The sequence below is a fragment of the Dellaglioa sp. CoH-57-MRSF-22 genome, assembly GCF_056781895.1.
Genome location: NZ_JBXAXT010000002.1, coordinates 56,069 through 79,765 on the forward strand (window position 1 = coordinate 56,069; position 23,697 = coordinate 79,765).

At 32.8% G+C, this 23,697-nt stretch carries 23 protein-coding genes and 1 other annotated feature; of the genes, 22 read left to right on the top strand and 1 reads right to left on the bottom strand.

The annotated features are described in order from the left end of the window. The first annotated feature begins 6 nt into the window (after nt 1-6). From AC1RPR_RS02080 to AC1RPR_RS02100, 5 genes are all read left to right on the top strand, one after another. Nucleotides 7-735 (top strand): 16S rRNA (uracil(1498)-N(3))-methyltransferase, encoded by a 729-nt coding sequence (locus AC1RPR_RS02080; protein WP_481761366.1) that lies wholly within the window; start codon nt 7-9, stop codon nt 733-735. Nucleotides 736-769: 34 nt separating this feature from the next. Continuing rightward, complete coding sequence (locus AC1RPR_RS02085; protein ID WP_481762180.1) at nt 770-1,093, top strand: hypothetical protein; 324 nt, start codon at nt 770-772, stop codon at nt 1,091-1,093. An 85-nt stretch (nt 1,094-1,178) separates the two neighbouring features. Next, nucleotides 1,179-3,407: a RelA/SpoT family protein gene (locus tag AC1RPR_RS02090; protein ID WP_409022473.1), complete on the top strand. Its 2,229-nt coding sequence runs from the start codon at nt 1,179-1,181 to the stop codon at nt 3,405-3,407. 24 nt (nt 3,408-3,431) lie between these two features. Next, nucleotides 3,432-3,878 (top strand): D-aminoacyl-tRNA deacylase, encoded by a 447-nt coding sequence (dtd, locus tag AC1RPR_RS02095; protein ID WP_481761364.1) that lies wholly within the window; start codon nt 3,432-3,434, stop codon nt 3,876-3,878. Between the two features lie 63 nt (nt 3,879-3,941). Then, complete coding sequence (locus AC1RPR_RS02100) at nt 3,942-4,565, top strand: HAD-IA family hydrolase (RefSeq protein ID WP_481761363.1); 624 nt, start codon at nt 3,942-3,944, stop codon at nt 4,563-4,565. Nucleotides 4,566-4,588: 23 nt separating this feature from the next. Here AC1RPR_RS02100 and AC1RPR_RS02105 read toward each other — a convergent pair whose 3' ends face one another. Then, nucleotides 4,589-5,446, bottom strand: coding sequence for an N-acetylmuramoyl-L-alanine amidase family protein (locus AC1RPR_RS02105; protein ID WP_481761362.1), 858 nt, complete (start codon nt 5,444-5,446; stop codon nt 4,589-4,591). A gap of 149 nt (nt 5,447-5,595) precedes the next feature. Beyond that, nucleotides 5,596-5,783 (top strand) — a binding site (T-box leader). 55 nt (nt 5,784-5,838) lie between these two features. On the opposite strand from AC1RPR_RS02105, the gene hisS reads away from it, so the two are divergent. From hisS to rpoD, 17 genes are all read left to right on the top strand, one after another. After that, entirely contained in the window at nt 5,839-7,152 is a 1,314-nt protein-coding gene (gene hisS / locus AC1RPR_RS02110; protein WP_481761361.1) for a histidine--tRNA ligase, read from the top strand. Next, nucleotides 7,149-8,918 carry an aspartate--tRNA ligase gene (gene aspS, locus AC1RPR_RS02115; RefSeq protein WP_481761360.1) on the top strand — a complete coding sequence of 590 codons (1,770 nt, stop codon included), beginning with the start codon at nt 7,149-7,151 and terminating at the stop codon, nt 8,916-8,918. The genes hisS and aspS overlap by 4 nt, the downstream gene beginning before the upstream one ends. A gap of 110 nt (nt 8,919-9,028) precedes the next feature. Further along, nucleotides 9,029-9,550: a peptide-methionine (S)-S-oxide reductase MsrA gene (gene msrA / locus AC1RPR_RS02120; RefSeq protein WP_409022479.1), complete on the top strand. Its 522-nt coding sequence runs from the start codon at nt 9,029-9,031 to the stop codon at nt 9,548-9,550. Between the two features lie 149 nt (nt 9,551-9,699). Further along, nucleotides 9,700-10,575 (top strand): YitT family protein, encoded by an 876-nt coding sequence (locus tag AC1RPR_RS02125; RefSeq protein WP_409022480.1) that lies wholly within the window; start codon nt 9,700-9,702, stop codon nt 10,573-10,575. Between the two features lie 114 nt (nt 10,576-10,689). Continuing rightward, complete coding sequence (locus AC1RPR_RS02130; RefSeq protein ID WP_481762179.1) at nt 10,690-11,775, top strand: CDP-glycerol glycerophosphotransferase family protein; 1,086 nt, start codon at nt 10,690-10,692, stop codon at nt 11,773-11,775. A gap of 18 nt (nt 11,776-11,793) precedes the next feature. Next, a complete protein-coding gene (locus AC1RPR_RS02135) occupies nt 11,794-12,603 on the top strand; it encodes an ABC transporter permease (protein ID WP_409022482.1) in 810 nt (269 codons plus the stop codon). Between the two features lie 105 nt (nt 12,604-12,708). Then, entirely contained in the window at nt 12,709-13,599 is an 891-nt protein-coding gene (locus AC1RPR_RS02140; RefSeq protein WP_409022483.1) for a deoxyribonuclease IV, read from the top strand. Between the two features lie 198 nt (nt 13,600-13,797). After that, a complete protein-coding gene (rpsU, locus tag AC1RPR_RS02145; RefSeq protein ID WP_057973588.1) occupies nt 13,798-13,986 on the top strand; it encodes a 30S ribosomal protein S21 in 189 nt (62 codons plus the stop codon). Nucleotides 13,987-14,003: 17 nt separating this feature from the next. Then, nucleotides 14,004-14,447 (top strand): GatB/YqeY domain-containing protein, encoded by a 444-nt coding sequence (locus tag AC1RPR_RS02150; RefSeq protein WP_409022484.1) that lies wholly within the window; start codon nt 14,004-14,006, stop codon nt 14,445-14,447. Nucleotides 14,448-14,554: 107 nt separating this feature from the next. After that, nucleotides 14,555-15,040, top strand: a complete 486-nt coding sequence (gene ybeY / locus AC1RPR_RS02155) for an rRNA maturation RNase YbeY (protein ID WP_409022485.1) — start codon at nt 14,555-14,557, stop codon at nt 15,038-15,040. Then, nucleotides 15,018-15,422: a diacylglycerol kinase family protein gene (locus AC1RPR_RS02160; protein WP_409022486.1), complete on the top strand. Its 405-nt coding sequence runs from the start codon at nt 15,018-15,020 to the stop codon at nt 15,420-15,422. Before ybeY ends, AC1RPR_RS02160 begins: the two co-directional genes overlap by 23 nt. A 43-nt stretch (nt 15,423-15,465) precedes the next feature. Then, nucleotides 15,466-16,371, top strand: coding sequence for a GTPase Era (gene era / locus AC1RPR_RS02165; RefSeq protein ID WP_409022487.1), 906 nt, complete (start codon nt 15,466-15,468; stop codon nt 16,369-16,371). Nucleotides 16,372-16,435: 64 nt separating this feature from the next. Next, a complete protein-coding gene (recO, locus tag AC1RPR_RS02170) occupies nt 16,436-17,227 on the top strand; it encodes a DNA repair protein RecO (protein WP_481761411.1) in 792 nt (263 codons plus the stop codon). 270 nt (nt 17,228-17,497) lie between these two features. Continuing rightward, the gene (glyQ, locus tag AC1RPR_RS02175; RefSeq protein ID WP_409022489.1) at nt 17,498-18,415 is read left to right on the top strand and encodes a glycine--tRNA ligase subunit alpha; all 918 of its coding nucleotides are present in this window, start codon (nt 17,498-17,500) and stop codon (nt 18,413-18,415) included. Between the two features lies 1 nt (nt 18,416). Continuing rightward, a complete protein-coding gene (glyS, locus tag AC1RPR_RS02180) occupies nt 18,417-20,492 on the top strand; it encodes a glycine--tRNA ligase subunit beta (RefSeq protein WP_481761358.1) in 2,076 nt (691 codons plus the stop codon). Nucleotides 20,493-20,684: 192 nt separating this feature from the next. After that, a complete protein-coding gene (gene dnaG, locus AC1RPR_RS02185) occupies nt 20,685-22,535 on the top strand; it encodes a DNA primase (RefSeq protein WP_481761357.1) in 1,851 nt (616 codons plus the stop codon). A gap of 14 nt (nt 22,536-22,549) precedes the next feature. Then, nucleotides 22,550-23,689 (top strand): RNA polymerase sigma factor RpoD, encoded by a 1,140-nt coding sequence (gene rpoD, locus AC1RPR_RS02190; protein ID WP_409022492.1) that lies wholly within the window; start codon nt 22,550-22,552, stop codon nt 23,687-23,689. Nucleotides 23,690-23,697 lie beyond the last annotated feature (8 nt).

The window sequence follows — 23,697 nt, forward strand, 5'->3', positions numbered from 1 at the left end:
GTAAAGATGCAGAGATATTTTTTGAAATCTGATGAGTTAATTTTAACAGATGAGGATTTTCATCATGCAATTAAAGTTATGCGTTTGGCTGTTGGTGATCAAGTTGAACTCGTTAAGCAATCAACAGAGGTTGTTGTTGCAAAGATGAAACAGGTTACTGAAAGTTCAGCTACTTTTGATTATCAAAAGACAGTAGAAACATTAGTTGAGTTGCCAGTAGAAGTAACAATTGCGTCGGCTCTTTCAAAAAAAGATAAGGCAGACTGGATTGTACAAAAAGGTACAGAAATGGGGGCTGCCCATTTTATATTTTTTAATAGTGATTTTTCTATTGCAAAATGGGATCAAAAAAAGCAGGCTAAAAAAATTGAACGTTTAAAAAAAATTGCTAAGGGTGCTGCAGAACAAGCACATCGAACTAAAATTCCAACGATTTCATACGCTAAAAAAATTGATGAGATATTTCAACAATCTTATGATATTCAGATTGTTGCATATGAAGAATCTGCTAAACAAGGTGAGGTTAGCCAACTAAAAAAATCATTTGATTTGATTGAACCTAATCAAAATATGATTGCGGTATTTGGTTCAGAGGGTGGTATTTCAAAATCAGAAATTGATAAGTTAGCTACAGCTGGTTATCAAAAGGTAGGCTTAGGACCTAGAATTTTACGTGCAGAGACTGCTCCGTTATACTTATTAGCGAGCCTTTCATTTGTTAGTGAATTAAGTTAAGTAAGGCATGAGAAAACGAAATGAGGAAATATTTTTGAAAAATTTTCTAAGCATAACAGCTGCATGGTACTTAACGGTAAGTATTGCCATCGGAATTGTGGTCCCGATGGTACTGACCTTAGTTAATGCAAACGATGTTATAAAAATTGGTGTTTCTTTATTTATAGTAAATGTCATTTTTTCTATCATTATTGGTGTTATTATTGGTAGAAATGATCATAGTTTGATTTTTAACTTTTTCTTTCCAGTTATTTTTGCAATAGGTGTGTTGTGCCATTTATTTCAAAGTATCACTATCTTTTTTGCAATTATTTATCTTTGTTTATCATTATTAACATGGGGAATTTCAAAAAAATAATACAAATACTTTATGAATACATGAGTACGCGGACTGCATTATGGAATCGCGTATTTTTATTTTATATAAAAAGAGGTGTGTAGATATGACAAAAGAAGAAATGTGGAGTGCTAGAGACGTTTTGGAAATCGTTGAAAGCTATATGAATGAAGAACATGTTGCATTTGTACAAAAAGCATGTGATTTTGCTACCTATGTTCATAAGAATCAATATCGTAAGTCTGGCGAACCATATATAATGCACCCAATACAAGTTGCTGGTATTCTTGCAGAATTAAAAATGGATCCGGAGACTGTTAGTGCAGGATTTTTACATGATGTTGTTGAAGACACACCAGTTACTTTAGGTGATGTAGGCGAACTTTTTGGTAAAGATGTGCAAGTAATTGTCGATGGTGTAACAAAATTAGGTCAAATTCAATATAAATCTCATCAAGAGCAATTAGCTGAAAATCATCGTAAATTATTGTTAGCGATGTCTAAAGATTTACGTGTTATTATTGTGAAATTAGCAGATAGGTTACATAATATGCGGACGTTAAAACACTTACGTCCAGATAAGCAACGACGAATTGCAAATGAAACGTTAGAAATATATGCACCATTGGCAGACCGTTTAGGTATTAGTACGATTAAGTGGGAATTAGAAGATAGTTCATTACGTTATCTGAACCCCCAACAATACTATCGAATTGTTCATTTGATGAATTCTAAACGTGAAGAACGTGAGGCTTATATTTCTGGAGCTATTGAAGAAATAAAAGTTTCCATTAGTGATTTAAAAGTTTCAAGCGAAATTTATGGGCGACCAAAGCATTTGTATTCTGTCTATAAAAAGATGAAAGACCAACATAAACAATTCTCTCAAATTTATGACCTCCTAGCTGTTAGAGTAATTGTTGGATCAATTAAAGATTGTTATGCGGTACTTGGGGCAATACATTCTAGATGGAAACCAATGCCTGGAAGATTTAAAGACTATATTGCGATTCCAAAGGCTAACTTGTACCAGTCTCTGCATACGACTGTTGTCGGACCAGAGGGACGTCCTTTTGAAGTTCAAATTAGAACAAAAGAGATGCATGAAATAGCTGAATTTGGTGTAGCAGCACATTGGGCTTACAAAGAAGGTGTGAAAGAGAAAGTTCAGCAAGATGACGCGGGTACAAAATTAAATTGGTTTAAAGAAATTATTGAATTACAAGATGAGACTGATGATGCTTCTGCTTTTATGGAAAGTGTTAAAGGCGATATCTTTGGTGACCGCGTTTATGTATTCACACCTAAAGGTGATGTTTTTGAATTACCCAAAGGTGCAGGACCACTTGATATGGCCTACAGTATTCATACTGAAATTGGACATCATACAACGGGTGCAAAAGTTAACGGAAAGATTGTGCCATTAGATTATCAAGTCAAAAATGGAGACATTGTTGATATCTTAACTAGTAAAAGTTCAATAGGACCAAGCCGTGATTGGGTTAATTTGGTGCATACAAATAAAGCTAGAAATAAAATTAAACACTTCTTCAAACTACAAGATCGTGTTGCTAATGCAGCTAAAGGTGAAGATTTATTGACGATGCAATTAATTGATTTAGGATTTGATCCTAAAAAAGTCATTACAAAAGAAAATATGAAACAGCTTTTGGATAAAAGACAATTGTCTGAATCAGATGACTTGTATGCTGCAATTGGATTTGGAGAGGTAGCAACGTTAGGTGTCGCCAATGCTTTAACGGAAGATATTCGCTCTAAAGAAGAAGAAGTTCGACAAGTTAATGAGCAGAAGGCAATCCTTGAAGAACATAAAGAAATGAAAAAACCAGACGTATCTGAAAAAAATCGTAAAAGTAGCCATGATGGTGGTGTTGTAATTGATGGCGTCGATAACTTACTTGTTCGATTAAGTCATTGCTGTAATCCTATTCCAGGAGATGACATTATTGGTTATATTACAAAGGGGCGTGGTGTTTCAGTTCATAGAACTGAATGTCCTAATGTTATTAAAGCTGAAGAGTCCGGGGAAAGAATTATTAGTGTTAAATGGGATAAAACCATGGATGATAAATCTAATTATCAATCTGATTTGGAAATCCAAGGGTACAATCGTTCTGGACTTTTGAATGATATTTTACAATCATTGAATAATACAACTAAGCAATTAAGCTCAGTTAATGGCCGTGTTGATAATAATAAAATTGCGACAATGGATGTTTCAGTTGGCGTAAAAGATATTGTTCAATTAGAAAGAATTATGGAAACTTTGAAAAGTGTTGAAGACGTTTATGCTGTTAAAAGGAAAATTCATTAATTTTCTAATGGAGGTACTAAAGAAGTGAAAATTGTTGTTCAACGTGTTAAAAAGGCTAGTGTTTCGGTAAATGGTCAGGTATTAAATCAGATTAATGTAGGATATCTTTTATTGGTGGGATTTAAGACGGGTGATACATCTACTGAGATAGATTATATGGTAAAAAAAATCTCTAATTCCAGATTATTTGAAGATGATATGGGAAAAATGAATTTAAGTATTCAAGAAATAAATGGAGAAATTCTATCTGTTTCACAATTTACTTTGTACGCGTCAACAAAAAAAGGGAATAGACCAAGCTTTACAGATTCTGAAGAACCTAATTTAGCTGAGGAACATTATGATGAATTTAATCAAAAATTGGCTGAAATAGTAACTATTGTTAAACCAGGTCAATTTGGAGCAGATATGGATGTTGAACTTATAAATGATGGACCAGTAACAATTATTTTTGATACAGAGAAAAAATAAAGGATGTATTAGAATCAACTCTAATACATCTTTTTGGTGTAAAGAATATTTGGAGGGTATAAAATGATAAATAATTATTTTTGGGACTTTGATGGGACGCTTTTTGATACTTATCCTGAGATGGTTAAGGCATTTCAAGAAGCGTTACGTTTACAAAATGTAATTGCGACTAGAACAGAAATTTATAAAATTATGCGAGAAAAATCTGTTAGACAAGCAATTCAAATTTATCAAGAAACAAATTTGAATTTAGATGTTGAACAATTGAGGGTAAGCTATGATGATTTAGAAAGACAGAGTCAAAAAAATGCAAAATTATTTCCTGGTGCAAAAGAAGTTTGTAAATGGGTGGTTGATAATGGTGGACAAAACTTTTTATTAACCCATAGGGATCAAAGCGCAATTGATATGCTTAGGGAAACAAATATTATTCATTTGTTTTCAGATTTTGTTACTTCAGATCAAAAATTTCCAAGGAAACCTAATCCAGCGTCACTTAATTATCTTGCAGAAAAAAATGCAGTTGATTACCAGAAAGCAGCAATGATTGGTGATCGGGAGTTGGATATTGCTGCAGGGCATAATGCAGGTATGAAGGGATATTTATTTGATTTTGATCAAATGATTTCAACAGTTGAAAAACCAGATAAGCGTGTATTGAAATTAATTGATTTAATACAAAAATAAGACAATGATAGTTAAGCATTGTCTTATTTATTTTGGATATAATTTGTTAAACCTTCAACGACTGATTTTGCTGTTTTTTCTTGAAAGCTGCTACTTTGGATTAACTTAAAGTCATATTTTGTATTAATGTACCCTAATTCTAGTAAGACGGATGGTTGTGTATTATCTCTTAGAACAAGAAAATCGCCAAATTCCGTTCCACGATTATCAAGACCGGTATCGTTTAATTCGGCATTTATTGAATTTGCAAGTGCTAAATCAGCTGTCTTATTATAGTAGTAACTTGTTAAACCAGTTGCTTCATCATCATTAGGCGATGAATCAAAATGGAAACTAATAAATGCATCTGCATTATTTGATTCTGCAAGTTTAGCGCGTGGGGCTAAATCTACATACGAATCAGAGTCTCGTGTTAAAATCACATTGGCGCCACGTTTCTTAAGAAGATAAGCTACTTTTTTTACAATTTGAAGCGTGTAGATTTTTTCTTGTTTATCTTTGATTGAAAGTGCACCTGAATCGTTACCGCCATGTCCGGGATCTAAAACAATCGTTGCTTCAGATAATTTAGTCACTTTGGCATTTTTTTTAGAAAGAATCCAGTTTGCTACCCAACCTTTTTTAGTATTTGGCAAACTTACGTATGACCAATTATTTTTTTCTCGAATAATTGTAATACGCTCACCTTTCTTAAGAGTGTCTAACACTTTATTTGACGTACTTGGTCCGGTACGTACATTAATATTGTCAGATGTAACAACGGTTTCTTTTAAATAAGTTGTCGTTTTTACAATACCTAAACATAGGGTACAAAAAATGATGATTAATAAAATGACTCTTGGCCAGTTTATGCTGAATCCATGTTTTCTATTTGTTGACATTTATGTACTCCTTTAACTATAGATATTGAATCTAAATATTAGTATACCAAATATTTGTTCAATAGTAAGAATCAAATTTAATAATATTGTAAGTTAAGCTGTACTTGACTTTAGAGAGTTACTCGAGTAACTTTATAATTAATAAAATATTAAAACCGATGAAAAAGAAATTAGGTTAGTTAAATTGTATAGAGAGTGAATAATTTGCTGAAATATTCACCATTTTTGCTAACCGAAAGACACTTTTGAGGTGCGTGTGGTTAAATCACATGTCGTTTAAGTTGCGTTAAGCTATTAGTAAAAAATTAAGGTGGTACCGTGCAAAAGCACCCTTGTCGTATTTAGATGAGGGTGCTTTTTTGTATATAATGCCACAAATAGGAGGATTTATAATGAAATTTCAACGTCCCAAAGGAACAGCAGATATAATCCCAGCAGATTCAAAAAAATGGCAATATATTGAAGAAACCGCTAGAAATATATTCTCAAGTTACCAATATGATGAAATTAGAACACCACTTTTTGAACATTTTGAGGTTTTTTCAAGAACTTCAGGTGATACTTCTGATATTGTAACTAAAGAAATGTATGATTTTAAAGATAAAGGTGACCGCCATATAACACTTCGTCCTGAAGGAACAGCTGGAGTTGTTAGAGCGTATGTTGAAAATAAACTTTATGGCCCAGAAATTCAAAAGCCATTTAAAACGTATTATATTGGACCAATGTTTCGTTATGAAAGACCTCAATCTGGACGCTTACGTCAATTTCATCAAATTGGAGTTGAAGCCTTTGGGGTTGATAATCCAACACTTGATGTTGAAGTTATGGCAATGGCAATTGATTTCTTATCAAAATTTGGATTAACAAATTTAAAATTAGCTATTAATACTTTGGGAGATAATGATAGTCGTGATAATTATCGTGACGCATTAGTTGCATATTTACGTCCCTTCGCTGATCAATTAAGTGATGATTCAAAAGCACGTTTAGAAAAAAATCCACTACGCGTTTTGGATAGTAAAGATAAAGGTGATCAAGAAATTGTTAAAAATGCACCATCAATTCTAGATTACCTTAGTGAAGAGTCACAGGCTCATTTTAACCAAGTAAAAGTGTTACTTGATGCATTGGAAATTCCATATGAAGTTGATTCAACAATGGTTCGTGGACTTGATTATTATAACCATACCATTTTCGAAATTATGTCTGATTCAAAAGCATTTGGTGGGAAATTTACGACCATTTGTGCTGGTGGACGATATAATGGCCTTGTTGAGCAATTAGGTGGTCCTGAAACACCAGGGATTGGTTTTGGCTTGGGGATTGAAAGATTATTATTAGTTCTTGAAGCTGAAGATGCAAAATTACCCGTTGAACAAAGTTTAGATGTTTATGTTGTTGGTATTGGTGAAGAAACGAATACTGAAACACTAAAACTCGTGCAATCAATGCGTAAGGCAGGTTATTCAATTGAAAGAGATTATTTAAATCGTAAACCAAAAGGTCAATTTAAATCTGCTAATCGTATGAATGCTCATTTTGTTATGACTTTAGGTGAGAGCGAACTAGAAACACAAACTTTGAATTTTAAAAATATGAAAACAAGTCAAGAAATTATATTAAAATTAGAAGATGTATATACTGATTTTTCGAAAGTATATGAAAAGGCATTAAAATTAGAAATGGAGGCTGATGGAGAATGAAAAGAACAACATACAATGGTTTAGTTGATGAAACTTTTATTGGTCAAACAGTTACATTAAAGGGATGGGTACAAAAAAGACGCGATTTAGGAAATTTAATTTTTATTGATTTACGTGATCGTGAGGGCATTGTTCAACTGGTTTTTAGTCAAGAATTTGATTCCGAAGCTTTAAAGATTGCTGAAGAGTTACGTAATGAATTTGTTGTTGAGGTTGCAGGAAAAGTGACACAACGGGATGCTAAAGCAATCAACCCAAGAATGAAAACGGGTAAGATTGAAGTTGAAGTTCATAATGCAGTTATTTTGAATAAAGCAAAAACACCGCCATTTGAAATACAAGATGATATTAATGTTGTAGATGATACAAGATTAAAATATCGTTATTTAGACTTACGTCGTCCTGAAATGCAAAAATCATTAATGATTCGTAGCCGTATTACACAATCTGTTCACAGCTACTTAGATAATCAAAATTTTATTGATATTGAAACACCATATTTAACAAAATCAACACCTGAAGGGGCTCGTGACTATCTTGTACCTTCCCGTGTCTATCCTGGGCATTTTTATGCATTACCACAATCACCTCAATTATTTAAGCAATTATTGATGAATGCCGGATTTGATCGTTACTACCAAATTGCTCGTTGTTTTAGAGACGAAGATTTGCGTGGTGACCGTCAACCTGAATTTACGCAAATAGATTTAGAAACATCATTTATGTCTGCTGAAGAAATTCAAGATTTAACAGAAGGTTTATTAAAACGTGTAATGAAAGATACTTTAAATATTGACCTCGAATTACCATTACAACGTATGACTTGGAATGAATCAATGGCAAGATATGGTTCTGAAAAACCGGATATTAGATTTGATATGGAATTAAAAGATATGTCTGCTGCAGTTAAAGATATTGATTTTAAAGTATTTACTAATACTTTAAACAATGGTGGACTTGTTAATGCTATTGCGATTCCTGGTGGTGCCGATAAGTATTCACGCAAAGCGATTGATGCTAAAACGGCTTATATTGAACGTTTTGGTGCTAAAGGGTTAGCTTGGGTAAAAGTAACTGAAGAAGGATTTAGTGGCCCAATTGCTAAATTTTTAAATGACCATGTTGATGCAATTAAAGAAGCTGCTGGTGCAAATGTCGGAGATTTAATTTTGTTTGTTGCTGACAAAGCAAGTGTTGTTCGTGCATCATTAGGTTACTTACGTAATGATATTGCCAAAGAGATGGATATGATTGATGAAAATAGATTCGCCTTCCTTTGGGTTGTTGATTGGCCATTATTTGAATACAGTGAAGACTTTGACAAATTTATTGCTGCGCATCATCCTTTTACTATGCCAAATGAAGAAGATATTCATTTACTTGATGAAAATCCACATGAAGCACATGCACAAAGTTATGATATTATTTTGAATGGTTATGAATTGGGTGGTGGGTCAATCCGTATTCATAAACGCGATATTCAAGAAAAAATGTTTAAGGCTTTAGGATTTACTAAAGAAAGTGCGGAAGAACAATTTGGATTTTTCCTAGATGCACTTGATTATGGATTCCCACCACATGGTGGATTGGCTATTGGGTTAGACAGATTTGCTATGTTATTGGCAAAGAAAGATAACATTCGCGAAGTTATCGCGTTCCCTAAAAATTCAAAAGCATCAGAGCCATTGACGAATGCGCCTAGTCTAGTTGCAAGTAAGCAATTAGATGAATTATCGTTAAAAGTTGAAGAAAATAAATTAAAATAGACGTTTAAAAGACTAATGATTAAACTCATTAGTCTTTTTTAGGCATAAAAATATCAATATTATGTTAAGTGATTTATTATTATCATATATTAAGAGGGGGAATGATGATAATGAGTGAAAAAGCAATATTCGCTGGTGGTTGTTTTTGGTGCATGGTTGAACCGTTTGAAGAACAAGCAGGAATTTTAAATGTCGTATCTGGATATACAGGAGGACACACTAAAAATCCAACATATGAAGATGTTGTATCTGAAACAACGGGGCATACTGAGGCAGTTGAGATAACATTTGACCCTAAAAAAATTAATTACGCTCAGCTTGTTGAGATATATTGGCAACAAACAGATCCAACTGATGCGATGGGGCAATTTCAAGATAGGGGTAGTTCATATCGCCCAGTGATTTATACACTAAATGATGAGCAAAGAAAAATTGCGGAAACTTCAAGACAACTATTGATTGATAGTCATAGATTCAAAGAACCAATTGTTACAACTATAGAAGATGCAGGTCCATTTTATGCTGCTGAGGATTATCATCAAGAGTTTTATAAAAAGAATCCAAGAAGATTTGCTATGGAAGAAAACGGTGGACGGAATCAATTTAAACAATCTGTCTGGAAATCTAAATAAGTTAAAAGAGTCTTTTCGAATGAATTTTGAAAAGACTCTTTTTGTATAGATTAAGATTTACTTGATAAGTAAATGTCTAACTGTATCTGACCGTAATGAATGGTATAATATTCGTAACTTGTTAAAATGAAATGTGAGGTTTTTTGATCATGGACGATCTGCAACAAATTTTTAAGAAACATTCATACGCGGCCAAAGCTTCAACAGCATTTATATATGCGATATTAGTTTCGGTTGCGATGAACTTTTTTTGGACACCAGGAAAAATATATGCCTCTGGTATTACGGGGTTAGCGCAATTAGTAGCAACCCTCCTTAGTCGATATGCACCATTTCAAATATCGACTGCGTTACTCTTATTTCTTTTAAATGTACCAATGTTCATTTTGGCTTGGAATAAAATTGGTCACCGTTTTACTGTGTTTACTTTTCTAGCAGTTGTATTTTCAAGTATTATGATCAAAGCAATTACGCCAGTAACGTTAACAACGGATCCTATTATTTGCGCGATATTTGGTGGAGCTGTTAATGGATTTGGTACTGGATTAGCGCTTAGAAATGGAATTTCAACTGGTGGATTAGATATTATTGGCTTAACAATTAAAAAGAAAACAGGTAAAAGTATTGGAACTATTAATATTATTTTTAATGCTTTTATTGTTCTAGCAGCCGGTTTTATTTATGGTTGGCCATATGCTTTTTATTCTGCATTGGGATTATTTGTTAATGCTAGAGTCATGGATATGGTTTATACAAGACAACAAAAAATGCAAGTTATGATTGTGACGAGTCGTCCTAAGAGTGTGATTGATTCAATACAAAATCATATGCGTCGTGGAATCACAATTGTTAACGATGTTGAGGGTGCTTATCATCATGATGATAAGACACTTTTAATTACCGTTATTTCGAGATATGAACAAAATGAATTACATGATGCAATGGAAGAGTCAGACCCGGTCGCATTTGTTAGTATCTCAGAAAACGTTCAGATATGGGGACGTTTTTATGAGCAAGCATTATAAATAAAACTAAAGGATTAATAAGTTATGCAAATTAAAAAGATAATCTACTTATTTCTCATCAGACTATTTTCGTTACTGAATTTCTCTAAAAAAAGTACTAATATCAGCTATTTAATGAGTTTCGGTGGTAATAGTGACTTCATTCGGAAATTAAATCAAAGATGTTTAGATAATAATCAACATTTAATCATTTTTTATCGACCTTCTATGAAGTTAGAAATTAAGAATATCGAAGACTTAAATATTGAAACCAAAATATTTACTGAAAATATTTCTTTCGTATTAAATTTAATCCCTCTGATTTCTAAGAGTAACTTAATTTTTGTCGATAATTATTTTGCTTTTTTAGCCACAATGCATACAAAAAAAACAACCAAAATTGTTCAACTTTGGCATGCAAATGGGGCAATTAAATCGTTTGGTTGGGATGAGCCTAAGACAGCTGATCGATCAGCTGAAGATAAAAAACGATTTCAATCTGTCTATAATCAATTTGATGATTTTATTGTAGCGTCAGCTAAAATGGGGTCAGTATTTAAGAAAAGTTATCATGTTTCTGATAATCACATTTTAGAACTTGGATACCCTGCTACAGATAAATTTAAAGATAGCAATTGGATAAAATTAACAAAAAAAAATATTTTTAGTAGCCACCCAGACTTAATTAAGAAAAAAATCATTTTATACGCACCAACATATAGAGAAGATATAAATGGGGAAGTTATATTAGAAATACCAGATGATTTTTCTAATATTCAAGAATTATTAAATGATGAAACTAAGTTAATTATTAAATTACATCCGCATTTAAAGGACAAAGAGCTTGCCTTTAAAAAATTATTATCTAAGAATAATGATATTTTATGGGTGGATGAATACACAACTGGAGAATTGTTGGTCATCACAAATTGTTTAATTACAGATTATTCATCGGTTATTTTTGATTTCAGTTTATTGCCAAACGCTGAACGAGTTTTATTCTATTGTTTTGATTTAAAGAATTATGAAAGTAGTATTGGGATTCAATCGGATTTTAATAACTGGGTACCAGGACCGATTGTGCAAACAATGAGTGAACTAGTTGCTACTTATAAAGAATTCAAAAATAGTGATAGACAATTAGCAACATTTAATTTATTATGGAATACATCTAATGATGGGCATGCGACAGAGCGTGTTCTAGATTATTATTTTACTTAAATAAGGAGCGTCAATACATTGAAAAAAGTTATTTCAATTATAAAAGAACAATTTGAAAATTTACCAATTATATTTCGAGTTTCAAAATATGAAGATCGAGCAAGTTACCAAAGTCATTATTTAGGAATTGCATGGGAGTTTTTAAACCCAATGATTCAAATTGGTATTTACTATCTTGTTTTCGGTGTTGCCTTGCACGCTGGACAACAGATAGATGGGGTTAATTATTTTGCTTGGATGATGGTGGGTATCGCCCCATGGTTGTTTATGAATTCTAGTGTACTTGGTATGTCTCGTAGTGTTTATGAAAAAGTTGGATTAGTTGCTAAAATGAAATTTCCAGTTAGCGTACTACCAACAATTCGTATGGTCAGTCAAATGACTGCGTATTGGGTTATGTTCGGTTTTAGTATTATTGTTTTATTATTATCAGGTGTAACGCCCACTTTGTATTGGTTACAGTACATTTATTATTTTATCTGTATGATTGCATTTTTATTTGCTTTCGGTATTTTTAATTCAACCATCTCAATTTTAGCTCGTGATTACTATATAGCACTCCAATCGATTATGAGGGTTTTATTTTACATGTCAGGTATTTTATTCAATTTAAATTCTGGTAGTTTTCCTAAAGTTTTTGTTAGAATTCTACAAATAAATCCGTTTAACTATTTAGTCGCAGGGTTTAGAGAAACTTTCTTGAGCGAAGGTTGGTTTTTTAATAATCCAACACAACTATTACTATTTTGGTCAATCACATTAATGTTCCTCTTAATAGGATCACATTTACACTATAAATTTAGAGCTCATTTTGTTGATTTAATTTAAATATAAAAGATTTAGAAAACTTCCTGTCAGGTGAGTATTCTAAATCTTTTTTTATAATCAATGTTATAATACAATCAAGTTAAAATGCGAAAAGGGGTAAGGATAATGTTGATAGGATCACATGTTAGTATGAAGGGAAAAGATATGTTACTTGGTTCCGCCGAAGAGGCTTCGAATAATGGAGCAAGTACATTTATGATTTATACGGGAGCACCTCAAAATACAAGGCGAAAAGATATTTCAGAGATGAATATTCCAAAAGGTAAAGCCTTTATGGTGGAACATGGATTAAGTGATATAGTTGTTCATGCCCCTTATATTATCAATTTAGGAAATACAGTTAAACCAGAGAATTTTACATTTGCAATCAATTTTTTGAAAGCTGAAATAGATAGGGCCGAAGCATTAGGTGCTACTCAAATGACTCTCCATCCTGGTGCTCATGTAGGTGCGGGAGATGAAGCTGCAATTAAACATATCATTGAAGGATTAAACGAAGTTTTGACTTCAGACCAAAAAATTCAAATTGCTATTGAAACAATGGCGGGCAAGGGTACAGAGGTTGGACGAACATTTGAACAGATTGCACAAATGATTGATGGTGTGAAGTTGAATGATAAATTATCTGTTACGTTTGATACATGTCATACTAGTGATGCTGGATATAATATTAAAGATGACTTTGAATCTGTTATAGAAAAGTTTGATGATATTATTGGAATTGATCGATTGAAAGTCTTTCATATTAACGATTCAAAAAATGTTCAAGGAAGTCATAAAGATAGACATGCTAATATTGGCTTTGGTGAAATTGGGTTTGATGCATTAAATAGTATTGTACATGACGAAAGATTTAGTAAGGTACCTAAAATATTAGAAACACCATATGTAGGTGTAGATAAAAAAAATCAACAATCACCATATCAAAAAGAAATTTTGATGTTTAAAGAAAATACCTTTAATCCTAATCTATTAACGGAACTTGGGTTAAATTAAAGCTGTTTATTGATTTAGATCAATTGATTTATGCTTAATTTGTTAAAAAAAAGTATATTTTTTGTATTATCTCAAATATTTTATAAAAGATTTATTGACGGCGATAAAGACTTTAGTTATAATGAACAAGGACAGTTCGACGATGCAACTTAATGCATAAAAAGACGGTTACATTCAAGCTCGGAGGGAGGGATATCTATGTCAAAGACAGTCGTACGTAAAAACGAATCTCTCGATGATGCTCTTCGTCGCTTTAAACGTTCCGTTTCTAAAACAGGTACATTACAAGAATACCGTAAACGCGAATTCTATGAAAAGCCAAGTGTGAAACGTAAGAAGAAATCCGAAGCAGCAAGAAAGCGTAAAACAACTAAGAAACGCTTCTAGTCTAGGGAGGAATCACGTTGAGTCTATTAGAAACACTTAATAACGATTTAAAACAAGCGATGAAAGCAAAAGACAAACAAACTTTAAGTACTGTAAGAATGCTTAAAGCAGCTGTTACAAACGAAGAAATTAAAGCAGGTCATGATTTATCAGTTGATGATGAAACTGTTTTATTGGCTCGCGAGTTAAAACAACGCAAAGAATCTTATGCAGAATTCAAAGATGCCGGTCGAGATGATCTTTTAGAAAATCTTGATATGGAAATAAAAATTGTCGAAAAATATTTACCTGAACAATTATCAGCTGAAGAAGTTACTGATGTCGTGAAAGAAGTTATTTCACAAGTTGGTGCAACATCAAAAGCTGATTTTGGAAAAGTCATGGGTGCGGTTATTCCTAAACTTAAGGGACGCGCTGATGGTAAGGTTATAAGTGAGACAGTTAAATCATTATTAAATTAGCGAAAAAGGAATTACAATTCAACTTGAATTGTAGTTCCTTTTTTTTTATGCTATTATTTGAGTTGAGTAACTTTGGGACATATAAAACGAATTTAAAGAGGGTTATTATGGATTTAGAAATTTTTGACCACACTAAGGCAGAACCAGAAAAAAATATAACATTAATTAAAGAAATTCTTAATTTTGCGGGTAAGAAAATAAAATTACCTGATGAAACAGAAATGTCAGTTACTTTAATGAATAATGAAGAAATTCACAAAATTAATCGTGAATATCGAAATGTAGATAGACCAACTGACGTCATCAGCTTCGCAATCGAAGAAGATGGAGATGATATGCCAATTATTTTTCCTGATGATGAAGGTATGGATATGCCTGAAATTGCTAAAAATATCGGTGATATCATGATTTCAACTGAAAAAGTTGCTGAACAAGCAGTTGATTATGGTCATTCTTATGAACGTGAATTGGGATTTTTGACAGTCCATGGGTTCTTACACCTAAATGGTTACGATCATATGGAACCTGAAGATGAAAAAGAAATGTTTGGATTACAAACAGAGATATTAGATGCTTATGGCCTTAAACGATAAGCGCCAAGTTAAAAAAAATCGAACATTTTTGTTGTCACTAGGACATTCTCTAGATGGCCTTGTTACGGTTTTTAAAGAAGAAAGAAATATGAAAAAACATGTAGCCATGATGATACTAGTATCTATTTGTGCGGCAATTTTTCAAATTTCTGAAACAGAGTGGCTATGGCTAGCTCTTAGCATTAGTATGGTTATTATTAATGAAGTTTGGAACACAGTTATAGAGAATCTGGTTGATCTGACAACTGGTCATAAATATAATGAGATTGCAAAAAAAGTTAAAGATATGTCAGCTGCTGCTGTCTTACTTTCGGCACTATTTGCGATGATTGTTGGATGTCTTATTTTTATCCCACAACTGTTAGAATTAGTTTTTGATTAGTCAATTATAATAAAAGGTACATAAATAAGAGGAGAATTAATTAATGCAAAATAAAAAGTTTCATTCAGGATTTGTGGCAATTTTAGGACGACCAAATGTTGGAAAATCAACATTTTTAAACAATGTTATGGGTCAAAAAATTGCTATTATGAGTGATAAGGCACAAACGACCAGAAATAAAATTCAAGGTATTTATACAACAGATGATGCACAAATTGTCTTTATTGATACACCTGGTGTTCATAAACCAAAGAGTCGTTTAGGTGATTTTATGGTCAAATCAGCACTTTCAACACTTGGTGAAGTTGATGCTATTTTATTTATGGTTAATGCAACAGAAAAACGTGGACCAGGAGATAATTTTATTATTGATCGATTAAAAGATACTAAGAAACCAATTTATTTGGTTATTAATAAAATTGACCAAATTCACCCTGATGAAATATTAGCTATTGTGGAAACGTATCGAGAATCTTTGGACTATAAAGAAGTTTTCCCAATTTCAGCACTTAAAGGAAATAACGTCGATGAGCTTGTTGATTCATTAATTAGTGAATTACCTGAAGGACCCCAGTTTTACCCAGAAGATCAAATTACAGATCATCCAGAACGTTTTGTTATGGGTGAACTAATTCGTGAAAAAGTTTTACAATTAACACGAGAAGAAGTTCCTCACTCAGTTGCCGTTTTGGTTGAAGATATAAAAAAAGAGGACGAAGAAAAATTGCACATTTCTGCAACAATTATCGTTGAACGTCCAACGCAAAAAGGTATTATTATTGGTAAAGGTGGTAAAATGTTAAAAGATATCGGTGTTAAAGCTAGAAAAGATATCGAAACGATGCTTGGTGATCGCGTTTATTTGGAACTTTGGGTTAAAGTTCAAAAAAATTGGCGAGATAAACAGACTGATTTAAAAGCATTTGGTTACCGTGAAGATGACTATTAAGAAGTAACTAATGATCGGAACAAGATAATTTTTGTTCCGATTTTTATTTGCTCATGGAAAGGGGATGCATAGTATCGTTCAGAATAATGCAGATTTTGAAGGGATTTTACTTTATCGTAAAGAATATAAAGAACGTGATCTTTTAGTGAAATTTTTAACCGATCGTTATGGTAAAAAAATGTTTTTTATTAAAGGTGCTAGAAAACGAGGATTCAAATTATCTGCTGCTTTACTACCATTTACAATCGGAACTTACAGTGGGAGTATAAATGACAACGGATTATCATTTATTAATACTGCTAAAGAGTTTGAACAATTTCAAACGATTTCACAGGATATAATCAGTAATGCTTATACCATTTATATTTTTAGTTTAATTGATGCTGCATTCAAAGATAACGAACCCATCTCTGTTTGGTACCGAAAAGTTGTGACAGCAATTCGATTGATTAACGAAGAATTTGATCCAGAAATTATTACAAATATTATTGAAATTCAGCTATTAACAGTTTTTGGTGTACAGCCTCAATTGCAGGTCTGTGCAGTTGGTGGCGAAACGCAGGGAGAATTTGATTATTCAGAATCTTACGGTGGGCTACTGTGTTCTAAACATTGGTATCTTGATAATAATCGACTTCATGCTACTCAAAAAACAATTTTTTATTTGAGACAATTTTCTGTAGTGAATCTTGATAAATTAAATTCAATCAAGGTTGCTGAGAGTACCAAAAAGGAATTACGTCGTATTATTGATGTTATTTATGATAATAGTGTTGGATTAAATTTGAAAAGTAAAAAATTTATCGATGGAATCAGTTCTTGGCCAGTCTCATTAAAGAAAAATACTGAAATATAATTGACAAATACTTATTTCTAAACTATGATTATAGAGAAATAAATAGCGGGATTATGATGAAAAAGGGTAAGAATAGTTATTAAAGCGAACTTAGGATTAGTGCAAGCTAAGTAATTAATTATTTTTATTGGCATTTTCGGAGTCCTTTGTTAATGAAGCTGCTGGTTGAATTGAACCAGAAGTAGGGTGGAACCGCGATATTAAAATCGTCCCTATGTGGTCTATAAGACTGCATAGGTTTTTTTGTGCTTAAAAATAAGGAGGAATACTATGTCAAAAAAGTTAGCTGTTCAAGATATTATTATGACATTACAAAAATTCTGGGCTGATCAGGGTTGTATGTTAATGGAGGCTTATGATACAGAAAAAGGTGCTGGAACTATGAGCCCTTACACATTTTTACGTGCAATTGGACCAGAACCATGGAATGCTGCATACGTTGAACCTTCAAGACGTCCTGCAGATGGTCGTTATGGCGAAAATCCCAATCGTTTGTACCAACATCATCAATTTCAAGTTGTGATGAAACCATCTCCTGCAAATATTCAAGATTTATATTTGGATAGTTTGCGTGCATTAGGTATTGATCCAGCTGAACATGATATTCGATTTGTTGAAGACAACTGGGAAAACCCATCAATGGGTTGTGCTGGTGTTGGCTGGGAAGTTTGGCTTGATGGTATGGAAGTTACACAATTTACTTATTTCCAACAGGTTGGTGGATTAGAGGTACATCCCGTCACTAGTGAAGTTACTTATGGTTTAGAGCGCCTTTCTTCATATATTCAAGATGTTGAGAGTGTTTATGATCTTGAATGGGCTGATGGGGTCATGTACGGCGACATATTTAAAGAACCAGAATATGAAAATTCTAAATATTCATTTGAAGAAAGCAATCAAGAAATGTTATTTAATTTGTTTGATGTATATGAAACAGAAGCCAAAAAACAGATTGCCAATGGGTTAGTTCATCCGGCATACGATTATGTTTTAAAATGTAGTCATACATTTAATTTATTAGATGCTCGAGGAGCCGTTTCTGTTACTGAACGTGCTGGATATTTAGCAAGAATTAGAAATATGGCTAAATCAATTGCTAAAGTTTTCGTACAGGAGCGTAAAAAATTAGGCTACCCATTACTAAAAGATGAAAAACTTCGTAGTAAATTATTAAAGGAGGATAAATAAGATGACACATTCCTTTTTATTAGAAATTGGGTTAGAAGAAATTCCTGCTCATGTTGTTACACCTAGCCAAAATCAATTGGCTAAACGTGTAGGTGACTTTTTAACAGAGCAACGGTTATCATTTGACGAAATAAAGGCATTCTCAACACCCAGACGTTTAGCTGTTGAAGTGACTGGTTTGGCTGATAAACAAGCAGATATTCAAGAAGAAGCTAAAGGACCTGCAAAGAAAATTGCCATGGATGATGAAGGAAATTGGTCTAATGCTGCAAAAGGCTTTGTCCGTGGACAAGGAGTAACAACAGACGATATAACGTTTAAAGAATTAAAAGGCGTTGAGTATGTCTATGTAAATAAATTTATCGCTGGTAAATCTGCCAAAGATATTTTGGTTCAGATTAAAGATGTGATTGAAGCGATGACATTCCCAACAATGATGCACTGGGCAAATTATGACTTTAAATATGTTAGACCAATTCGTTGGATAGTTGCGTTACTTGATAGTGACGTTATTCCATTCAGTATTTTAAATATTAAATCTGGCCGCCAAACGCAAGGCCATCGTTTTTTAGGAGAAGCTGTAGATTTAGCCTCAGTAACAGAGTATGTTAAAAAATTAGAAGAACAATATGTAATCGTTGATTCTAATAGACGAAAAGAAATGATTAGAACACAAATTACTAATCTTGAAAATAATCAAGACTGGCATATTATTCTTGATGAGGATCTTTTGGAAGAAGTTAACAATTTAGTTGAATATCCAACAGTATTTTCTGGTCATTTTGATAAGAAATATTTAGATATTCCTGATGTTGTTCTAATGACTTCAATGAAAGACCATCAAAGATTCTTTTATGTGCGTGGCCAAAACGATGAAATCTTACCAATGTTCGTCTCAGTTCGTAATGGGACAGAAGCTAACATTGCTAACGTCGAAGCAGGCAATGAAAAGGTTCTTACAGCACGATTGGAAGATGCTGCATTTTTCTACCAAGAAGATCAAAAACAAACGATTAATGATTATGTAGAGCGATTAAAAAATGTCACATTCCATGATAAAATTGGATCAATGTCTGAAAAAATGGAACGTGTTCAATTAATGGCACAAATCATTGGTAAACGCCTTGGCTTAAATGACCATGAATTATCTCTTTTACAAAGAACAAGTGAAATTTATAAATTTGATTTGGTAACAGGGATGGTTGGAGAATTTTCTGAACTTCAAGGAATTATGGGTGAGAAATATGCCTTGCTAATGGGCGAAAATCCAACTGTTGCACAAGCAATTTCTGAACACTATATGCCAATTAGTGCTGATGGCGAACTACCTAAATCAAAAATTGGTGCAGTTTTAGCAATTGCTGATAAGTTGGACAGCATGTCAAGTTTCTTCTCAGTTGGATTAATTCCAACTGGATCAAATGATCCCTATGCACTTCGTCGTCAAGCGTTTGGGATAGTTAGAATTGTTGAAGATCGTCAGTGGCATTTTTCACCACTTGAGGTACTGAACGATATTAAGGAATTGGCAACGATACATCCAGATTTATTTACCAAGATGACTGTTGGCGAAAATGATAAAGATATTTTAAGTTTTGTTAATGATCGTATGAAGCAATGGCTTTCAAATAAAAACGTCAGTTATGATGTAATTGAAAGTGTTGTTGAAAGTACAGATGCAGATTTATTAGTTATGTCAGAGGCCGCTGTAACCTTAGAAAATCATAAAAATGATAAGGATTTCAAGGAGACCGTTGAAGCAATCAATCGTGTATTAAAGCTAGCAGATAAAAATGAGGCAACTAATCTAGTTGTTGAACAAGTATTATTAGATAATACTGCTGAAAAAGATTTATTTGAACGAGTTGAAATAATCCAAAGTCAGTTGGCAGATTTAACGTCAGAGAAGTTATATACTACATTAAGCGAGATTCGTCCGCTAATTGAAAATTATTTTGACCAGACAATGGTTATGGTTGATGATACAAAAATTAAAAATAATCGCTTAAATCAATTGAGTTTAATTGCTAAGATGAGTTCAAAATTAGGTAATTTAAGTAAATTAAATATTAAGTAATATAAAAATGAGAATTTATCTGTGAAGATAAATTCCTTTTTTGTTTGGTAATAGAATCAGAATAGTCATATTTGACAAAAGTGTCTATTACTTGAAGCTAATAATTGTATTTATGTCAAATAAATGCTATTATTATGGGTACTCAAAATATAGGTAACTTCGTATCGTTAGTTTTGGAGGTGAGTAGTTGGAATGAGAATACCCGAAAACGTAATTGAACAGGTGCGAACTAGTGTGAATATTACTGATATCATTAGTCAGTATGTCGGATTAAAAAAATCTGGTAGTAATTTTATGGGTTTATGTCCATTTCATGAAGAAAAAACGCCTTCATTTTCTGTAAGCGAAGAGAAACAAATTTTTCACTGTTTTAGCTGTGGAAGAGGTGGGAATGTTTTTAAGTTCTTAATTGAGCTAGAGGGACTTAGCTTTCCAGAATCTGTCAATAAAGTTGCAGAATTTTCAGGAATGGATATCGATAGTAAATATTCTGAATCTCAGTCAGCAAGGACACAAGAATCAACTGAAAATCGTCAGTTAAAGCAAATTCATGATGACGGTGCTAAATTATATCAACACATTTTAATGAATACAGAAATGGGTCAAAAGGCATTAGATTACCTGCATAATCGTGGTATAACGGATGAAATTATCAAAACTTTCCAAATTGGATTTGCGCCTGGGAAATCGGTCTTACAAGATTTTTTTAAGGAAAAGAAAGTAGACTATCAATTATTAAGGCAGTCTGGACTATTTATTGAAAATCAAACAGGTGATTTGCGTGAACGATTTATTGATCGAGTGATGTTTCCGATTAGAAATCAAAATGGTCAAGTTGTTGCCTTTTCAGGTCGTCTGCTTGAAAAAAATAAAGAATTACCTAAATATTTAAACAGTCCTGAAACGCCTATTTTTAATAAAAGAGAGATTCTATTTAATTACGATTTGGCAAAAAAAGAAATTCGGACAGAAGGAAATGTTATTTTGTTCGAAGGATTTATGGATGTTTTAGCAGCATACCGCTCTGGAGTTAAAAATGGTGTCGCCTCTATGGGAACAAGTTTAACAAATGAACAAATTTATTTGTTAGAACGTTCAACATCACAATTAAATATTTGTTATGATGGGGATGAACCCGGGCAAAATGCAACAAATCGTGCTTTGAACCTGCTAGCGAATCAGACAAAAATGAAAGTTGGCGTGCTAGCCATTCCTAACGGTATGGATCCTGATGAGTTTGTTAAAAAAAATGGTAAAGAAGCGTTTCTGGAGTTAGCTCACTCTGCTCGAGAGACGGTTATTTCATTCAAAATGAATTTTTTGAAACGAAATAAAAACTTAAAAAATGAAAGTGAGCAAATTGATTATATTGATCAAGTACTACAAGTTTTAACTACAATTAAAACGCCGTTTGAGCAAGATATTTATATTAATCAGTTGGCAGATGAATTTAAAATTGATAAAGGAATTCTAAGACAACAGTTAATTGATTTAGTTGCCGTTCAACCAAAAGTAGTGCAACAAGTTAATCAAGTTCCAAGGGTTCGAACAGATGAACCACCTGTAGAAAATCGCTCAGAGGTCATGAGCGATGAAAAAATTGATCGTGTTGAAAGAGCTGAAAGATTATTGCTTTATCGTATATTACATGATCATACAGCTTGGCTGAAAATTCGATCAATTGATGATTTTAGTTTTGTTCATGATAGTTATCAGTTAATATATACGTTAGCTGAAGGCTATTTAGAATTACATGAGCAATATGAAATTGCTAGTTTTTTAGATTACTTGCCAGAAGAGTCTTCAAAGAGATTTTTAATGCAAATAGAGCTGATGACAGTTGCAGAAGAGTCTTCAGAGGATGAATTTGATGATTGTGTGTCCGTCATTATGAATGATTCGCCGATGGAACAATCAATTAATCAAGTTCGATCAGATCTTATGGAAGCAAATCGTCTTGGCAATACAGAACTAACCAATGAATTATCAGTTAAGTTAATTGCATTATATCAAAAACAACAAGTACCACGAACATCCATCTAAGGGAGGAATTATTAATGGTAAAAAAAGTAGAAAAAGTTGAAGAATCAGAATTTGACGAAAAAGGCTTTAAAAAAGCACAAACGAAGTTGATCAAGGAATATAAAGTAAAAAAAGAAATTAAGTATGATAATTTAACAGATGAACTAGCAACACCATTCCATTTAGATGCTGATCGTATGGATAAATTACTTCAAAAAGTCGCAGATGCTGGTATTGCTGTTGTTGATGAAGAGGGAAACCCAAGTGAACATAGTTTAAAAGCAGCTGAAAAAGTTACAAAGAAAGCTTTAAAAGACACATCAGCACCAACTGGAATAAAAATTAATGACCCAGTTAGAATGTATTTGAAAGAAATTGGTCGTGTTAACCTTTTAAAAGCTGAAGAAGAAGTTGCTTTAGCATTAAAAATTGAAGAAGGCGACGAAGAAGCAAAACAAAAATTGGCAGAAGCTAATTTACGTTTAGTTGTTTCAATTGCTAAACGTTACGTTGGTCGTGGAATGCAATTTCTTGATTTAATTCAAGAGGGTAACATGGGATTAATGAAGGCTGTTGAGAAATTTGATTATCGTAAAGGATTTAAATTCTCAACATATGCGACATGGTGGATTAGACAAGCAATTACACGTGCTATTGCTGATCAAGCACGTACAATTAGAATTCCAGTTCATATGGTTGAAACAATTAATAAATTAATCAGAATTCAACGCCAATTATTACAAGAACTTGTTCGCGAACCAATTCCTGAAGAAATTGGTGCTGAAATGGATATGCCAGCTATGCCAGCCGAAAAAGTTCGTGAAATTTTAAAAATTGCTCAAGAACCTGTTTCATTAGAGACACCAATTGGTGAAGAAGATGATTCACATTTAGGTGATTTTATTGAAGATCAAGATGCAACTAGTCCAGCTGACCATGCGGCTTATGAACTCTTGAAGGAGCAACTAGAAAATGTTCTTGATACATTAACAGATCGTGAAGAAAATGTTCTGCGTTTAAGATTCGGTCTTGATGATGGTCGCACAAGAACACTTGAAGAAGTTGGTAAAGTGTTTGGAGTGACACGTGAACGTATTCGTCAAATTGAAGCTAAAGCATTACGTAAACTACGCCATCCATCTCGTTCAAAACAATTAAAAGATTTCTTAGAATAAAAAATTTA